Origin of the sequence: Collinsella aerofaciens (genome assembly GCF_018785265.1) — a bacterium.
Lineage (GTDB): Bacteria > Actinomycetota > Coriobacteriia > Coriobacteriales > Coriobacteriaceae > Collinsella > Collinsella aerofaciens_AI.
Genome location: NZ_WQPK01000045.1, coordinates 254,657 through 270,254, shown reverse-complemented (window position 1 = coordinate 270,254; position 15,598 = coordinate 254,657). Strand labels below are relative to the sequence as shown.

Here is a 15,598-nt window from a genome sequence, read left to right as displayed (position 1 = left end):
GGGGACTTGCACCCCGATTCTCCCAAACGCGCAGGAAAACCGCGCATTCGTGCGTCTCCGCACCACCATCTAGGCCATCGATTATTACCGTCAAAATGGTATCACGCAAAAGGGCCTCGCACGCAGGCGAAGCCCATGGTAAAAGCTATTGTTTGCGATAGGAAAATGCGGTGACGGTCGCAGACTCTAGTGCTTGCCGCCGTGGCTGTTGAGCCAGATATTGCGGCCCAGCATAAGTGCCAGCACCAGCGCGCTCACGTAGCCCATAAAGCCAATGACTGGGATACCAAACACAACCGGCTCGATGCGCGCGTAGTACACCACCGACGAACCGATAAACAGGCCGGCAATCACAATTGCCATCGACATGCGGTCGATAATTCCGCCCAGCTGTCGCAGCGCCTTATCGCTGCTCATGATCTGCGTGTTTACCTTAAGCTGTCCGCGCGTGAGCATGCGCGATGCCAAGCCCAGATACTCGGCCGCCTCGAGCGAGCCTTTTGCCGCGCGATAGCTGCTCGCGGCAAGATCGCGCCCCATTTCGCGGACGCGTGCATAGGTGCTCTTCTCGTTTTTGATGTGCGTCTGGATGATCTGGATCATGTTGACGTTGGGCATGTACTCGGTCAGCAGGCCCTCAAGCGTCACCATGCCGCGCGCGAACATCGTCACCACGCTCGGCAGCTCAACGTCGTTTTTGCGCGCCAGGTTTAGCAGCGAGGTCAAAAACTCGCCGATATCAAGATCTTTAAGGTCAAGACCCGCAAAGTCGGCGACGATAAAGTCCAAGTCGGACAAAAAGGCCGAATGGTCGAGCTCGGCCGAGTCGCCGCGCGTCACGGCAAAGCGCATGAGCGAATCCTTGAGCTTGGGCACGTCACCCTCGGCCACGGCGAAAATCATGTCCTTGACGATGCCACGGTCGTGGCTCGACATACGCCCGACCATGCCCAAGTCGATAAAGTAAACGATGCCGTCCTTGAGAATGATGTTTCCCGCATGCGGGTCGGCATGGAAAAAGCCGTCATCAAGCACCTGCGACGAGTAGTCCTCGACAATCGCGGCACCGATCTTTTCCAAGTCATAGCCCTCGGCCACCAAGCGTTCAGGATCGGCGATCGAAATGCCGTCGACGTAGTCCATAACCACCACGTGTTCGGTGCACAGGTCCAGATAGGATTTAGGGCACGTCACGCCATGAACGCTCTTATGGAACTCGTAGAAGTCGTTGAGGTTTTTGGCCTCGGCCAAAAAGTTGGTCTCCTCGCGAAACGAGGTCCACAGCTCCTCGACCACGCCGTGCAGGTCAACGAATTGATCGGTGTTGACGAACTTGGAAACGATACGCACCACCGAGCGGATGATATCGATGTCCTGCGCCATAACCTGCTGCGCACCGGGGCGCTGCACCTTGACGGCCACATCCTCGCCCGTCACCAGACGAGCGCGGTGCACCTGCGCGAGCGATGCGCTACCAAGCGGATTGGGATCGATCGCATCGAACATCTCCCCCAGGCGCAGGCCGTATTCTTCCTCCAGACAGCGAAGCACTACCTCGTACGGCACCGGCTCCACGTCGGAGCGCAGACGACGCAGCTCGTCGCAAAAGCGTTGCGGCAGAATCTCGGACCGGTTGGCCAGAATCTGCCCCATCTTGACGAACATAGGGCCGAGTTCCTCGAGCAGGCGGCGCAAACGAACCGGCGTGAGGTTATCCCACACGCGGTACTTTTTGACCAGGCGAACAATCTGCCCAATGCGTTCGCGACGACCCGCCGGCGTGAGCTGGTATTCCTCGTCCGGTGCCATCGCGTCGGGCTCCTCGGGCACCATATCGACAGCGCGTGGCTTCTTGCGAGCGCCCGAGACGGCAGCGTCGACCTCATCGACAACCGCCGCCTCGTCACCCAGAGGATCTAGATTGTTGTAATCGGTGGTGGAATCTGCCATCTGCGCTGCTACTCGGCCTCTTCGGTATCCTTCGCATCGTCGGGCTCAACGGACTCGACGGGCACCGAGGTCACGTTGTCCTCGACCGAATCGACGATGTCGCGCACATGGGCCAGGAAGGCCGTACGCTCGGGCGCAGTCATAACGCGGACGCGAGCCAGAATGAGCTCGTCGAGCACGCGTTGGGCCGCGGTCTCGCCCTGCATGCCCAGACGCTCGGTCAGGTCGGAGATGGTACCGCCGGCCTGCTCGAACATGTCGGACACACTGCGGGCGATATCGGGGGTGGCGGTGTCCTTGCGGACCTGCTCGCCTTTGGTATTAAGGTCGTCGAGGACCTTCTTGCCGCCTTCAACAGCAACGGCGGCAGCGCCAAAGCCCACGTTAATGGCGCCGTTAACAAGCTGATCGAGTTTCATAACCATGGTTGTCTCCAATCACAAACAACTGCATTGGCGTTCTTGTACCCAAGATTGAGTGAAAGCGACAAAGCGTTTTAGCACTATTCGATCGACGGGAAATCCCTACCTCACGTTGTCGTTCATCGCGAAAGAGTTCTTCATGGCGCAGCTCGTGGTGTAGAGCACCTTGCCCAGCAGGGCATCGGTCTCCACGCGCACAAGCTCGGCAAAGGCCTCGTTGGCGCGTGCAAGCTCGGCAGGCACCTCGGCCTCGGGTAGCGCGGCTACGGCAGCATCGACGTCATGGATCTGCTTGTGGCCCATGCCACCGACCTTCTCCTGATAATCCTCGACCGCGCGACCGCACTCATGGAAGCGGACGTCGGCCAGGGCGCCGATCAGGCGGTTGGCCCAGTAGAAGTTTTCGGACGTCACGCGAGCCTGCGTGTCGGCATAGTACTCGGGCATGGTCTCGACGTTGGCGTACAGCGGGACCAGCGCGTTAAACGAGTTGGAGCCAAAGGCCATCCACTGCACGGCGCGATACGCCGGCTGCGCATAGGGGCGCAGCTGCAACACGGCGAGCTGGCTGTTGCGGTTGATGCCGATGGGGCGATAGGCGCCGCGCGTGGCGGGCGTGCCCTTACTGCCGTAGCAGTCGTACTCCGTGCCCTGGTAGTGGCTCGAGAGTACGTACTTAATGTCCTCGATGGTCACCTTGCGCTCGGGCACACGGCTCCAGGGGATGTCGTCGCTCTCGGGCGTGTAGTCGGCGTCGGGGCCGTCCCACACATCGCTGGGGTTGAGGCAGCGCTGCATGTACCAGGCGCGCGGCGTGTTGTAGACGTGGTCGCTGTCGCTGTGCGAGCCAAAGGCCTCGCGCGGGTTAAAGACCGTCGCCGGGCCGTCGCCCTCGACGCCCAGCGTCAAGTCCAGATGCCACTCGGCCATCCAGGCGCGCAGGTCGGCGGAGCACATGTGGTCGGCCTGGTCGCCCTCGGCGTCGTCCAGGTCAAAGCTGTCGATACCCAGCTGGTTAGGCATGGTCACATAGGCGTCGTCGGGCACGCGCTTGGCGATCCAGTGATGGCCGCCGATGGTCTCGAGCCACCAGATCTCGTCCACGTCGCTAAAGGCGATGCCGTTGTTCTCGTAGGTGCCGTAGCGCTCGAGCAGGTCGCCCAGGATACGGACGCCGTCGCGGGCGGACTTGGCATACGGCAGGACCAGGGTCACCATGTCCTCCTCGCCCAGGCCACCAGGCTGCGCCGGCACATAGCCGTCCTCACCCTCGTTGCCCTTGGCGGGCACGTAGTCCACGAGCGGATCGGCGCCGCGAACGCGCTCGTTGGTGGTGAGCGTCTCGGTTGCGGACATGCCAACATTGAGCTCGTTGAAGCCCGCCTCGGCCCAGATGCCGTGACCGGGAATAACATCGGGGACGCTCGTGTAGCGCATGGGGTTGTCGGGCAGCTCAACGGTCAGGTGGCTCAGGACGCTCGTATAGACGCGCGGCTGCTCGTCGGGATGCACCACGCGCATGCGCTTGGGCTCAAATACCCCGTTGGACGAGTCCTCATTGCGGGCGACAAGCGTCGACCCGTCGTAGCTCGCATTCTTACCAACCAAAATCGTTGTGCACGGCATGCGCATCCTCCTTGAGCGAAGAAATCAAACGGCAACAGTGTATCGCTTCGGCACAAAAGGGCGAAACCACGACCCCTCGAGACCCCTCAGGACCCCTGTGTGCAAAAAATGCCAAATATGAGTACTGTCACCAATTTAGTAGTAGCAAATTTCCTTATAACGAGTGCCAGAAATCCCCATTTGTCCAAAAGCAAGACAACGTTATTCCCCATAGGTTCAATAAAATGGGCTCCCTAGCGATAATGAATATCGCTAGGGAGCCCAAATCTCATAAAATATATGTGACTATCTTGGCAACAGTACTCATATTTGACGTTTTTTGCACAGCGGGTATATAGCTGACCCTCTATACAGCCCAAAACGCCTATTTCGATGCACGCTCCGCTGCCTCGATCACGTGTTTGGCGAGAATCGCCGTCGTTACAGCCCCCACGCCGCCCGGCACGGGAGTAATTGCGCCAACAACCGGCTCCGCAGCATCAAAATCAACGTCGCCGACCAGTTTTCCAGCGGCCTCATCCCAATTAATGCCAACATCGATGACTGTCTGGCCCCCACGAACCGCATCCGCGCCAATCGTGCGCGCGCGTCCAACGGCCGCAACCACAATATCAGCCGCACGGCACTCGGCAGCCAAGTCGCGCGTATGCGTGTGGCACGTCGTCACCGTGGCATTGCGAGCCGTAAGCATGGCGGCAACGGGACGACCGATCACCAGCGACCGACCGACGACCGCGACCTTTGCCCCATCCAGCTCAACGTCGTAATGGTCCAGCAACGCCAACACGGCCTCGGCCGTGCAGGGAGCAAAGCCCTCGCCTCGCCCCGAAAGCGTGGTAAGCAGCGAGGCCGGTGTCATGGAGTCAACGTCCTTGGCGGGATCGAGCGCTGCGGCGACGGCGTTCTCGTCAAGGCCGGCGGGCAGCGGGCGGAACATCAGACAGCCATGAACAGCCGAATCGGTATTGATGTCCTCGACGGCCATCAACAGCTCGTCCTGCGAAACATCGGCAGGAAGCAAAACGCGGCGAGCCTCAATGCCAACCTTCTCGCAGCGCTTGAGGGCACCGCGCTCGTAGGACAGGTCGTCCTCGCGCTCGCCCACACGAACGATGGCCAGCGTCGGTACAACACCGCGCTCGCGCAGGGCTGCACAGCGAGCAGCAAGTTCCTCGGTCAAAGCGCGAGCAACGGGAGCACCCTTCAGCAGTTCAGCCATGGCTATCCTCTCTTCCTTGCAGCGTCGGAGGCGCGGCGCGCCAGCGCATCGGCGCGCGGCAACCATGTGTCGAGCAACTCATCACACGCCGTCTCGAGCTCCTCAGCACGAACGCGATCTTTCATAGACGTGGTGTTCGCAAAGAGCGTCAAGCTCGCGCCCTGCATAGCGGCACGGCAGAACACGGCGCCGCACGCCACATCGGACAGCAGCTGACGTGAACCCTTGTCGGCCATGTCCTCGAGCAGCGCCAGCGCACGCCCGCAGGCATCCATAATGCGATACGGCGGCATAGCGGCCACATGCAGCGCATCCTGAATCGCGGTCGCTCGAGCCGGATCGTCACGCGGAATACCGTACGCCGTGGACACCTGCCCGTAGGCACGAACGTCCTCGGCGACCAGACCCACAAGTTCCTGCGCCAACTCATCCGCCTGGGCAAACGAACGCGTCAGATCGTCTGCGCGATCGGCAAGCGCAGGGTTTGTCGCCCCATAGCGAGCAACCATCCCGCAAAGCGAGGCGCCCAGTGCACCTACAAAGGCGCTCGCGCTACCGCCGCCGGGAACCGGCTCGCGTGCGGCAAGCGCCTCGGCAAAACCGCGACAGGTTTTATCCATCATCTCTTGGCTCATACGCACACGCACCTTCAAGTCATATATATCGGTCGGGCGGCCGACGTCGGCCGACCGCATCGATCACGTAATGGTGCTAAGTCTAGCCCATAAGTACGCGAGCGTCAGCGCACCTGGCCATCGCGGATTTCTATGGCACGCGATAGGCGGCGGCAACGCAAGCATGGGACACATGGCCCACCTTTCGGGACTTCCGGACGTCACAAACTGGGGCATATCTATAAACAAGGAACCTGTTGGGGCAACGCCCGCGTACACGCGTCCCTTTAAAACAACGGACACCTCACCCCGGGGAGAGCCGACAGCACCGGCCCTCCCCTCTTTTGGACCCGTGCATATTGCCACTTAACGGCGCAAATCCGGCCCTCAGAATGGGACACATGGCTCACCCGAAGGAGCCGTCCACGCGTACAGTAAAGGCAGGTAATCCATGGACGATTACAGATCGAGGAGGACACGACCATGAAAAAGAAGGCCTTTGCGATTCTCACCCTCTGCATCAGTCTCTTTGCCGCAGTTGCCCTGGTGGGCTGCGGTGGCAGCGGCGACGCTACCGGAAGTGGCGGTGGCGGCGGGGCAGAAAAGCCAGCCGTGGATATGAGGACCGACTTCATTTGGTTTAAGGTCGAGGTTCCCGAGGGCGTCGAGATTACCGACGTTGCCGGCGACACCGCCGACAGGGCCCAGTTTAAGTTCACCGAGAGCGAGCACGCCAGTGATCGCTTCATCCCCGTCTTCGACTCTGACAAGAACGCCGACGAGCTGTTCGACTACGAGGCAAAGTGGAACGCCAGCTTTGAGTGGACCGAGAATGACCCCGTCAAGTACAACGGCAAGACCTGGCGCAACGCTTCCTACACACACTCGGGCGGCGTGACGACCGAGTACTTCACCGACGTTGACGGTGGCAGCGTGTATGTGCGCATCGACAACGTCGAGGAGCACAAGGACGCCGTCGAGACCATGATGAAGTCTCTGGAATTTGCCGACGACATCGCCGAGGCCAAGACCGAGGCCATGGACGTCAAGCTCGACGATATCGAGATCAAGCGCTAAGTAACTGGCGAGCGCAGCGGGAAACACGGGCGCAGTGCTAACAAGCGGCGGTACCCCAGCGCTTCGTACCCAGGGAGGGCCGGTAAACCGACCCTCCCTTTCTTATGCCGGTAGCCAACGAACGCGAGGATGCCGGACGCCGGAACCGCTCCAAATGTAGCAACAGTACGAAAACGACAAACACCCCAACACGTCCGCCCGCCGATTTATTGCGCCGCGCAGACAATTAAACCAGCATCTTTAAACATCTGAGCAGTATAGTGACCAAAACTATCGCATAACCGCACTCTACGAATGGAGAAGTTATGACCGAACACCACGCCATCAGCCGCCGAGCATTTACGTTGGGCCTTGGACTCGCGGCGTTGTCGCCACTTGCAAGCCTGCCCGAAACCGCGGCATTGGGCATCGGCCCACGAGCGGCATTTGCAGACGACGCTGCCACAGCGTCGGTCAGCCTCGACAATTTCGTCATTCGCCTTCGCCCCGCGGGCTATTTTCGTACCGCAAGCGTTAACGAAGACGGCAACGTCATCGGCAACGTCTGCCATCTGTTTAATGACGGCACGTCCAGCAAGCTCATCCTTGAGAACGTAACGACCAAGAATGACGATACAAACTGGTATGCTATCCGCACCTTGCTCAATTTCGAAGAGCATAAAAAGACGGGCTACAGCATTTGGTCGGTCGATGGCGACTCGGACAAAGACGGAAAGGTCATCCACGTATGGAGTGGCGAGCATGGCGGCAAGCCCAGTCGCTCTTTTGCGTTCGAGCGTCAATCAAACGGAACCTATATCATCCGAGACCGCACGGTCGAGAAAGAAACCGAGAAAAAAGACATTAAGTACCTGGCAATAGAATCGAACGGCGAAGACCAGGACAACAATAAGATCTGCCATAAGAGTAAGAGTAAGAGCATTCCGTGGGAGCTCGAACTTATCGGTTACGACATGAAAAAGAACGATGCCACGGTTAGCAGCCTCGACTGGATTACGTACAGCAGCTACGTCGACGGACCATGTTGGATGAAATACGTCGACGACAACAAGTTCCTCGACGAGCTGAGCATCCCGGGCACGCACGATTCGGGCACCTGCAGCGTGGACAACGACACTGAGCCCCAATCCTCGCAAGTAAAATGCCAGCAGGATTACATTCCCACGCAGCTGCTCGAAGGCATTCGCTATTTTGATATCCGTCTCGGAAAGGGCGACAACCCTGGCATCGACCATGGGATGTACTACCTGCTCAAAAAAGACGCGTACTTTTTGCATCTTTCCGATGTCATAGGCTACTTCAAAACGTTTTTGAACGAAAACCCGACAGAAGCGCTCATCATGCTTGTATCACGAGGCAACGACGAGGCTACCGACGAAAGTGTTACGACGGCTTTCGCCAAGGTTTTGGACGACAACCCCAAACTGTTCTATACGTCGAGCCGCGTTCCCACACTGGGCGAGGTGCGCGGAAAGATCGTCCTGCTACGTCGATTTGGACTCGACGGCGACAGCGTAAGCGGCCACACGTGGGGACTCGACCTCACCGAATGGGATAACAAAATCGCAGCGCACACCGACAGCAGTTCCATGTGCCTCGTCCAAGACGCGCGGGGCTTTGAAGCCGCGGGGGAAACAGGCGACAAAGAGCCCTATTGCACCAAGGTATACGCCCAGGACAAGTACAAACTCACGGGAACCGACAAGCTCAGCTGGGTCGATAATGCGCTGAAGGAAACGACCGGGCGCACGCGCAACGAGGTAGATGTCGAGGACGATAACGGGGCCAAGGAGAAAGTCCTGGAGCGTTGCTGGTCTATCAACTACACCAGCTGCACGGGCTTGTCGCACGGAGGCAATCCTTTTACCTCGGCACGAGTAGTCAACGAGCATCTGTATAAGAGCCCGTACATCAATCCCAGCGGCATCGAGGATACAAAGTCAGATTACCTCAAGCACATTGGCATCATCGCATCCGACTTTGTTGATGCGGCGCTGGCCCGGAGCATCTACCAGCGCAATTACGATACGGAGCACAAGCAGACGGCTTCGTACTATCTCCCGTACTATCTCCCGACCCGCATGCGCATGACGTACGGCGACTCGCTGAGCGATGCCTCATTCCAGAACGGCAAGACCGTTGGCGAGGGTCATTTCCGCCTCGTCGACAGCAGCAACGTACTCAACGTGGCAGCTTCGGGCCATGCGTTTGCCATCGAATATGTGGATGTCGACGCCTTAGGCAACGAGACCGTTACGGAGCTGCGGGGCTCCGTGCCCATCGATATCGATCCACGCGCGCTGACGCCCCATTTTGAGGGACTCGAAGGCCTTAAGGCCGGCGAAGACGTGCGCGCCAAGATTGCGGCATCACTCGAGGGCAAGCTCGAAACCGATGCCTGCACGGCCCAGCTCGAGTTTGTGCACGACGCGAACGGCGCTCCGGGAACGGCGATGGCCGAGGGCGAGGCATTTACCGCGGGAACGTACTGGGTGCGCGTGAACGGTCTCTTGGGCGACGCGGCGCAGAGCTACACGCTCGCCAGCGATGGAGCCGCAAGCTTTACCGTAGCGGCCTCGGGCAGTGCAGGCGGCACCGGTAGCGGCACGGGTTCCAACGCAGACGGCGCCGACAAGAACGGCGGCGGCAACAAGAGCAAGGGCTCGACCGGAAAACTCGCCGACACGGGCGACGGCTCTGGCGTTGCCGCCGGGCTCGCTGCCGCCGCCGTGGCGACAACGGTCGCCGGCGCGGCGATGCTTGCCAATGACCGCGAAAACGTTGGGGACGACAGCGAATAGGCAAGCCCGCCTTTTAGACACATCGACTCAATTGGGGGGGCGCAGAATACCGTTCTGCGCCCCGATTTTTACCTTAGCCCGAACACCGTTATCGGCTACATCACCATGTTCAGCGCATTCACGAACTCCTGAGCTTGGGAGCGGCTGCTCAGACTAAAGACACAGGCAGTCAACAGCCTGTTACGTAGAAAAACACTGCGGCCCTTGATCCTGTTGACCCCCGTGATGTCCTTAAGGTAGACAATCTCGGTGTGCTTGCCGCCGAAAGTGCCCTTCTTGAGCACCTCGATGCGGTTAGGGTAGATCTTGACGTCTTTAAACCCGCCCGAACCCTTGTCCTGAAACAGCAAGGTGTTGTTGTCCATGCGTGTCACTCCCATGGGGTTCGCTAAAACTGCCTCTATTGCCACATTTTAGTCACTTCGGGAATCCTGCACGAAGGCGCTAGGCGACATTGAAATTCGAGTCCGCGCGAGGCTTTAAACTAAATGCAATAAAGATGCATTCCACAAGAGGAAAGTGGGGCGACAGTGATGGGCGAACTGGTAAACCGTGGAGAATCGGCAATCGTGCCAGAAGTTTTTTACAAGCAGGTTTCCTCGATTCTCAACGCCGCTCGCGACAAGGCCTATAACGCCGTTAACTTTGCGATGGTTGAGGCGTATTGGGAGATCGGCAAGAGCATTGTTGATGAGCAGGGCGGAGAGGAGCGCGCCAAGTATGGAGAGGCGCTGCTCAAGGCCCTCGCAATCAGACTTACCAAGGATTTTGGTAAAGGTTTTGAAGCAAGAGAGCTGCGTAAAATGCGTCAGTTCTATCTTGCATTTCCAATTCGGGACTCACTGCGTCCCGAATTGAGTTGGACACATTATCGCAGGTTAATACGCATTCCTGACCCCGAAGCTCGCACCTGGTACATGAACGAATGCGCCGATTCTCGCTGGAGCACGCGTCAGCTCGAGCGCCAGATCAACACCATGTTCCGCGAGCGCCTGCTTGCCAGCAAGGACAAGGAGGCCGTCACCCAGGAAATCCAAAAGAGCGCCCCGGCTCGTCGCCCCGAGGATATCATCCGCGATCCATATGTACTGGAGTTTTTAGGTTTCTCGGACGATACTGCGTTTCGCGAGAGCGATCTAGAGCAGGCGCTCATCACACATCTTCAGAAGTTCCTGCTGGAGCTTGGCCGTGGCTTCGCTTTCGAGGCGCGCCAAAAGCGTATCACCTTTGATGGGCGCCATTTCTATATTGACCTTGTGTTTTACAACTATCTGATGCGCTGCTTCGTGCTTATCGACCTTAAGACGGACGATCTTACGCACCAGGACTTGGGCCAGATGCAAATGTATGTGAACTACTACATGCGCGAGCTCATGAACGAAGGCGACAATCCGCCCATAGGCATCGTGCTCCGCGCGGACAAAAGCGATTCGATTGTCGAGTACACGCTGCCCGAAGACAACGACCAAGTGTTTGCCGCCAAATACCTGCCGTATCTTCCAAGTAAGGAAGAGCTGGCGCGCGAGCTGAGTGCCGAGTACCGCGCCATCAACGAAGCGACCAATGGCGAAACGCAAGGGTAGCAGCACGTTGCGACCGAAGCCACCGCAGCCGTCGCAGGCGCACTCGCGGTTGCGACGCACGCTACGAAACAATACCGGTCATGGACGCCGGCAACGACATTCTAGCCGTGGCTGGCGAGCGTGACCTGACAGGCAAAGACGCGGCCTTCGTCTGATGTGGGTCCATTGGCTGCCACAGAAAAGGGCCGGTTGCAGCCGGCCCTTTAGACGATAATACCTGCGTTGCCCGCGCTTCCGAAGTGTGACTAGCTGAGGAGCGGGTTCCGCGGCACAACCTGATTTTACCCAGTGAGGAGGCTCTTTTGCAGCCGCTCCACTGTTTATTTACATCTGGCACCCTCAAACAATCAGACGGCAGCCCGCACTCCTGAGAGCTGCCCCGCACCCCCGGCCATCACCTTACGGCAACAACCGGTGCTACTCCCCTACTTCCCAAATAGCGCACCCAGCAGACCGCGGCGTTTGGGCTTCTCCTCTCGGTAGGAACCCTCGACGGCGGCTGCAACCTGGCGCGGTTGCTCGCCGCCTCCACGGCGCACGATCTGGTACAGGAAGGGCGATTTAACGTATTTGACCTCGACGGGCGTGGCGTGCACGGTGCTCTCACCGGACAGATGCAGGCTCGGGCTGAGCGGCGCCACGATATGCGTTTCGCGCTTGTCGCTAAACACCACCGCGGCCGCGCGGCCCGTCTGGCCGTTTACGGCAATGCGCACCTGCTCGCCATCGCGGCCGTCTGTCGCCGGACGATCGACAAAGTAGACCGGCACCATCACCAGGCCGTCCTTATGTTTGCGGGCCTTGCGCGCCCACATGCGAATGCTCTTTTTATTGAGCCCCAGTACAGCCTCGGCATCGTTGCCCGCAACGTCGAGCGCCAACTTATCAATGACCACCTGGTCCTTGGTAGACGCATCGACTGAGACAACGCGAAAGTCACCTTCCTGCATGGCGGGATCGAACGGACCGACCTTGGCAAAGTCCCACGGCTCCAAAATGCCCATGAGGCGAACGTCCAGGTAGTTTGCCCTGGGGTATGCCCAGTCGAGCACCTCGTAGTACACCAAGGCCTCCTTGCTCAGGCCCTTGCCCGGGAAGCTCGCCATCATGCGCAAGTCCGCCAGCGCCATGGGGAAATAGAAGAGCATCATGTCGTTTTGGATCGCGTCTTCCACGTCGTGCCCGGCAAAGGCATCCGGATACTGGCGCACCAGCTGCAGCGCGTTGGCACGTGCCTGCTGCGGCGAGATTTCGCAGGGAATACCCTGCTCCGGCACATACTCTGCACCCACGCCCATGGTCAGACGCTTGCTGAAGGTACCGGGCTTGAGCAGGTCGGCAATGCCGATCTTGTTGCCGCAGGACGGGCACTCAAACACACGCTGCGTTGACTCGCCCTCAAAGGACGCTCCGCAGAAGGGACAAGGAATGCTCACGTGCGTCGCTTCTTGGAACTCCTGCGCCGTGCCGCGGTCCTCCCACAGCAGATGTTCCAGGACCGACTGATTGCGCCAGTGCGAATTGAAGAAATACCAGTCCGGGTCCTCCGGGCGCTCGAGTTGCGACACATGCGTGAGCTTGAGCAGTCCATCCACTACCGTCAACGGCGTATGGCGAATGCCCAAAGCGCTCTTGGGCTCTCCGGCGTCCGCCTGCCACGGAATGACCGCACCGCAATAAGCGCACTCAAAGCTGCGCTTAGCTTGGTGCGAGTACATAGGGCCGCCGCAGTTTTGACATTTAATGGCAAACATCTCGTCCATGGAAACGTCCTCCTTTGCACAGGGGCTGTCGACATTAAGTATGTCGAGCAAACAGGCACATGCCCATACCCATGTGGCCCAAAATGGACCACCCAGGCAGACGAGAAGGCTCGCTCGTTAGCACCGGCAGACTATTGCTGCATTTTCTGAGCATCGGTGCACGGCGCCCCCGCGCGAGCTACACTATCCCCTTAAACATGATTGTGAGGACGACCGCTATGCTATTTGTAAATCGGCTGGTACATACGCTTGTTCCCGGCAGCGAGAGCGAGCCGGTCGATGCATCTTGCCGCACCAACGCGGGCTTTTCCGCAAGCCTCGTCTGCATTGGCCTCAACATCACCCTGTGCTTGGCCAAGGGCATCGCGGGCCTGCTCGCCGGCTCCGTCTCCCTCATCGCCGACGCTTTCAACAACCTCTCCGATGCCTCGAGCAACATCGTGAGTCTGCTCGGGTTCCGCCTTGCCAGCCGCCCGGCAGACGAAGGCCACCCCTATGGCCACGGTCGCTATGAGTACCTAGCCGGCCTGTTCGTCGCCGTCCTGGTTTGCGCCGTCGGCATCAATCTGATCCTCGAGTCGGTCACCAAGATCATCAAGCCCTCGCCCACCGCTTACACGTTTATTTCCCTTGCGGCACTGGCTACGTCCATGCTCGTTAAGCTCTGGATGGCAGCGTTCAACCGCACGCTGGGCGATCGCATCGACTCGGAGACGCTCATCGCCACGGCACAGGACTCCAAAAACGACGTCATCACCTCGGGCTCGGTCTTGGTGGCGGCGCTTATTTCGCAGACGACAGGCTTTGACCTCGATGGCTGGGCAGGCCTGGGTGTGGGCATCTTCATCTGCATCAGCGGCATGGGCCTAGTGCGCGACGCCATCAGCCCGTTGCTGGGGCAAGCGCCCGACCCCAAGCTCGTCCAGGCAATCCGCGACAAGATCATGTCCTATCCGCAGGTCTTGGGTACGCACGACCTCATGGTGCACGACTACGGCCCCGGCCGTCAGTTTGCCAGCGCCCACGTAGAGATGCCCGGCGAGGGCGACGCGTTTGAACACCACGAGATCCTGGACACCATCGAGCACGACATCAAGCGCCAGATGGGCATCGGCATCACGCTGCACTGCGACCCCATCGCCACCACCGGCGACGACCTGCGCGGCTGGGTCAAGCGCGGCGTCATTCAGATCGATCCCGCGCTCTCCATCCACGACCTGCACGAGCACGACGGGTTCGTTTCGTTTGACCTGGTGCGTCCCGACGGCTTTGACATATCCGACGAGGAACTGCTGGAGCTCGTCACGCGCATCGTGCACGAGCGCCGGCCCGACGTCTCGTGCGTCGTCACGTTTGATTCGGGCTTTAGTTCGCCCGAGCGTCCGGCCGAACAGCTTTAGCCCCGCTCCGCTCGTCCGCTAGTTTCCCTGCGCGCCCGAGATGCCGTTTTGCAGGGCGTTCCAGGCATCCGTCGCCATGCCGCCCAAGTTCTGCGCGGTATCGCCCAGGTTTTGTGCCGTGTCGCCCAGCTCTTGCGCCTTGTCTCCCAACTCCTGTGCCTTGTTGCTCAAGTCTTCCAGCGTATTGGAGCTCGAGCTATCGGTACCGCTTTGGCCGCCGGACGAGTTGCCCGAGCTGTTCTTGTGCGTGAGTTGAATTTCGAGGTTGCCGCTGTCGTTATAGTAGGCAGAAGTAACGACCCAGTTGGCATCGACGACGGGCGTTGAGCCATCATCAGTCAGGACCACGGCATTCGAAAGATCGGCGCCGCGCGACTTGAGGATCTTCTTGGCGTTGGACCAGTACTGCCCCGGGATATCGCTCAAATCAACGGTGCTAGACGAGGCGGGCTCGGTTTGCTCGGCAGTGGCATCGGCCGTTGAACTCCCTCGCTTGTTGAGCATGCCCGACACGATGGCAAACACAACCGACAGCGCAAAGAAGATCGCCAGTACGATGAGGATCTTCTTGATCGCGCTCGACGAACGCGACGGCCTCTTCTCCTCGTCCTCGCCATATTGCGGAATCGACTTGGGGTACTCGCGATACGGCTCGCGCGACTCGTAGCGAGGCTGCGCCGTGCGAGGCATATACGTCGTCTGCTGAGGCTGCGGAATGGGATTCTGCGGCAGGTTGTCATAGGGATTCGGCGTCGAGGCAGCATAAGAATCCTGCGGCGCGCAATCAAACGGATCCGGAGCTGCGTTGCCATAGGGGCCTTGCGAAGATGCAGCGTAAGAATCCTGCGCCGTGTCGCCATAGCCCATAACCCGGGTGGGCTCGGCAGAAGGCTGCGTCGCGGCGGGGTCGGTATAACCGGGGTTGGAAACAACGCGGGTCGCATCGGCGCTATCGCCAGCCTGCGCGGAACCGTAGCCGCCCATCACGGTTGTCTTGTCCTGATCCATGCAACGATTCCTTTCCGTCGCGCGTGAGCCTCAAGTTATCCATGCATTCTACCCGCGCAAAAGCCTATGATGGGCAGAGCCCGTCGGTATCTACAAGACATGCGCGAGCCTAAGGATAAAAAACCCCGCCGGGCC

At 59.4% G+C, this 15,598-nt stretch carries 12 protein-coding genes; 4 read left to right on the top strand and 8 right to left on the bottom strand.

Going from position 1 to position 15,598, the window contains the following annotated elements; translation table 11 throughout:
* Positions 1-186: 186 nt before the first annotated feature.
* The 5 genes from GPK42_RS08580 to GPK42_RS08560 form a co-directional block, all read right to left on the bottom strand.
* Positions 187-1,950 (bottom strand): ABC1 kinase family protein, encoded by a 1,764-nt coding sequence (locus GPK42_RS08580; protein ID WP_215694790.1) that lies wholly within the window; start codon positions 1,948-1,950, stop codon positions 187-189.
* 8 nt (positions 1,951-1,958) lie between these two features.
* Positions 1,959-2,375, bottom strand: a complete 417-nt coding sequence (locus GPK42_RS08575) for a hypothetical protein (RefSeq protein ID WP_117583986.1) — start codon at positions 2,373-2,375, stop codon at positions 1,959-1,961.
* A 99-nt stretch (positions 2,376-2,474) separates the two neighbouring features.
* On the bottom strand, positions 2,475-3,998 hold the full coding sequence (locus GPK42_RS08570; RefSeq protein WP_215694789.1) for a C69 family dipeptidase: 1,524 nt from the start codon (positions 3,996-3,998) through the stop codon (positions 2,475-2,477).
* 364 nt (positions 3,999-4,362) lie between these two features.
* Complete coding sequence (locus GPK42_RS08565; RefSeq protein WP_215694788.1) at positions 4,363-5,217, bottom strand: bifunctional 5,10-methylenetetrahydrofolate dehydrogenase/5,10-methenyltetrahydrofolate cyclohydrolase; 855 nt, start codon at positions 5,215-5,217, stop codon at positions 4,363-4,365.
* 2 nt (positions 5,218-5,219) lie between these two features.
* Positions 5,220-5,852 (bottom strand): cyclodeaminase/cyclohydrolase family protein, encoded by a 633-nt coding sequence (locus GPK42_RS08560; protein WP_215694787.1) that lies wholly within the window; start codon positions 5,850-5,852, stop codon positions 5,220-5,222.
* Between the two features lie 462 nt (positions 5,853-6,314).
* Here GPK42_RS08560 and GPK42_RS08555 point away from each other — a divergent pair, with 462 nt between their 5' ends.
* Positions 6,315-6,908, top strand: coding sequence for a hypothetical protein (locus GPK42_RS08555; protein WP_055310220.1), 594 nt, complete (start codon positions 6,315-6,317; stop codon positions 6,906-6,908).
* Between the two features lie 305 nt (positions 6,909-7,213).
* On the top strand, positions 7,214-9,709 hold the full coding sequence (locus GPK42_RS08550; RefSeq protein ID WP_215694786.1) for a phosphatidylinositol-specific phospholipase C: 2,496 nt from the start codon (positions 7,214-7,216) through the stop codon (positions 9,707-9,709).
* Positions 9,710-9,804: 95 nt separating this feature from the next.
* On the opposite strand, the gene GPK42_RS08545 is transcribed toward GPK42_RS08550, so the two are convergent.
* Complete coding sequence (locus GPK42_RS08545; RefSeq protein WP_006235382.1) at positions 9,805-10,074, bottom strand: hypothetical protein; 270 nt, start codon at positions 10,072-10,074, stop codon at positions 9,805-9,807.
* A 168-nt stretch (positions 10,075-10,242) separates the two neighbouring features.
* On the opposite strand from GPK42_RS08545, the gene GPK42_RS08540 reads away from it, so the two are divergent.
* Positions 10,243-11,292, top strand: coding sequence for a PDDEXK nuclease domain-containing protein (locus GPK42_RS08540; protein ID WP_215694830.1), 1,050 nt, complete (start codon positions 10,243-10,245; stop codon positions 11,290-11,292).
* A 425-nt stretch (positions 11,293-11,717) separates the two neighbouring features.
* Here GPK42_RS08540 and GPK42_RS08535 read toward each other — a convergent pair whose 3' ends face one another.
* Positions 11,718-13,055 (bottom strand): TFIIB-type zinc ribbon-containing protein, encoded by a 1,338-nt coding sequence (locus GPK42_RS08535; protein WP_195444847.1) that lies wholly within the window; start codon positions 13,053-13,055, stop codon positions 11,718-11,720.
* A 218-nt stretch (positions 13,056-13,273) separates the two neighbouring features.
* On the opposite strand from GPK42_RS08535, the gene GPK42_RS08530 reads away from it, so the two are divergent.
* A complete protein-coding gene (locus GPK42_RS08530) occupies positions 13,274-14,455 on the top strand; it encodes a cation diffusion facilitator family transporter (RefSeq protein WP_215694785.1) in 1,182 nt (393 codons plus the stop codon).
* Between the two features lie 18 nt (positions 14,456-14,473).
* Here the strand turns inward: GPK42_RS08530 and GPK42_RS08525 are convergent, their stop codons facing one another.
* A complete protein-coding gene (locus GPK42_RS08525) occupies positions 14,474-15,463 on the bottom strand; it encodes a hypothetical protein (protein WP_215694784.1) in 990 nt (329 codons plus the stop codon).
* Between the last annotated feature and the right edge of the window lie 135 nt (positions 15,464-15,598).

What these genes read in the sequence shown, in the direction of transcription:
- GPK42_RS08540 (WP_215694830.1), top strand. Translation starts at nt 10,243, where the DNA reads ATGGGCGAACTGGTAAACCGTGGAGAATCGGCAATCGTGCCAGAAGTT.
- GPK42_RS08560 (WP_215694787.1), bottom strand. Translation starts at nt 5,852, where the DNA reads ATGAGCCAAGAGATGATGGATAAAACCTGTCGCGGTTTTGCCGAGGCG.
- GPK42_RS08550 (WP_215694786.1), top strand. Translation starts at nt 7,214, where the DNA reads ATGACCGAACACCACGCCATCAGCCGCCGAGCATTTACGTTGGGCCTT.
- GPK42_RS08555 (WP_055310220.1), top strand. Translation starts at nt 6,315, where the DNA reads ATGAAAAAGAAGGCCTTTGCGATTCTCACCCTCTGCATCAGTCTCTTT.
- GPK42_RS08535 (WP_195444847.1), bottom strand. Translation starts at nt 13,055, where the DNA reads ATGGACGAGATGTTTGCCATTAAATGTCAAAACTGCGGCGGCCCTATG.
- GPK42_RS08530 (WP_215694785.1), top strand. Translation starts at nt 13,274, where the DNA reads ATGCTATTTGTAAATCGGCTGGTACATACGCTTGTTCCCGGCAGCGAG.
- GPK42_RS08565 (WP_215694788.1), bottom strand. Translation starts at nt 5,217, where the DNA reads ATGGCTGAACTGCTGAAGGGTGCTCCCGTTGCTCGCGCTTTGACCGAG.
- GPK42_RS08575 (WP_117583986.1), bottom strand. Translation starts at nt 2,375, where the DNA reads ATGGTTATGAAACTCGATCAGCTTGTTAACGGCGCCATTAACGTGGGC.
- GPK42_RS08525 (WP_215694784.1), bottom strand. Translation starts at nt 15,463, where the DNA reads ATGGATCAGGACAAGACAACCGTGATGGGCGGCTACGGTTCCGCGCAG.
- GPK42_RS08580 (WP_215694790.1), bottom strand. Translation starts at nt 1,950, where the DNA reads ATGGCAGATTCCACCACCGATTACAACAATCTAGATCCTCTGGGTGAC.
- GPK42_RS08570 (WP_215694789.1), bottom strand. Translation starts at nt 3,998, where the DNA reads ATGCCGTGCACAACGATTTTGGTTGGTAAGAATGCGAGCTACGACGGG.
- GPK42_RS08545 (WP_006235382.1), bottom strand. Translation starts at nt 10,074, where the DNA reads ATGGACAACAACACCTTGCTGTTTCAGGACAAGGGTTCGGGCGGGTTT.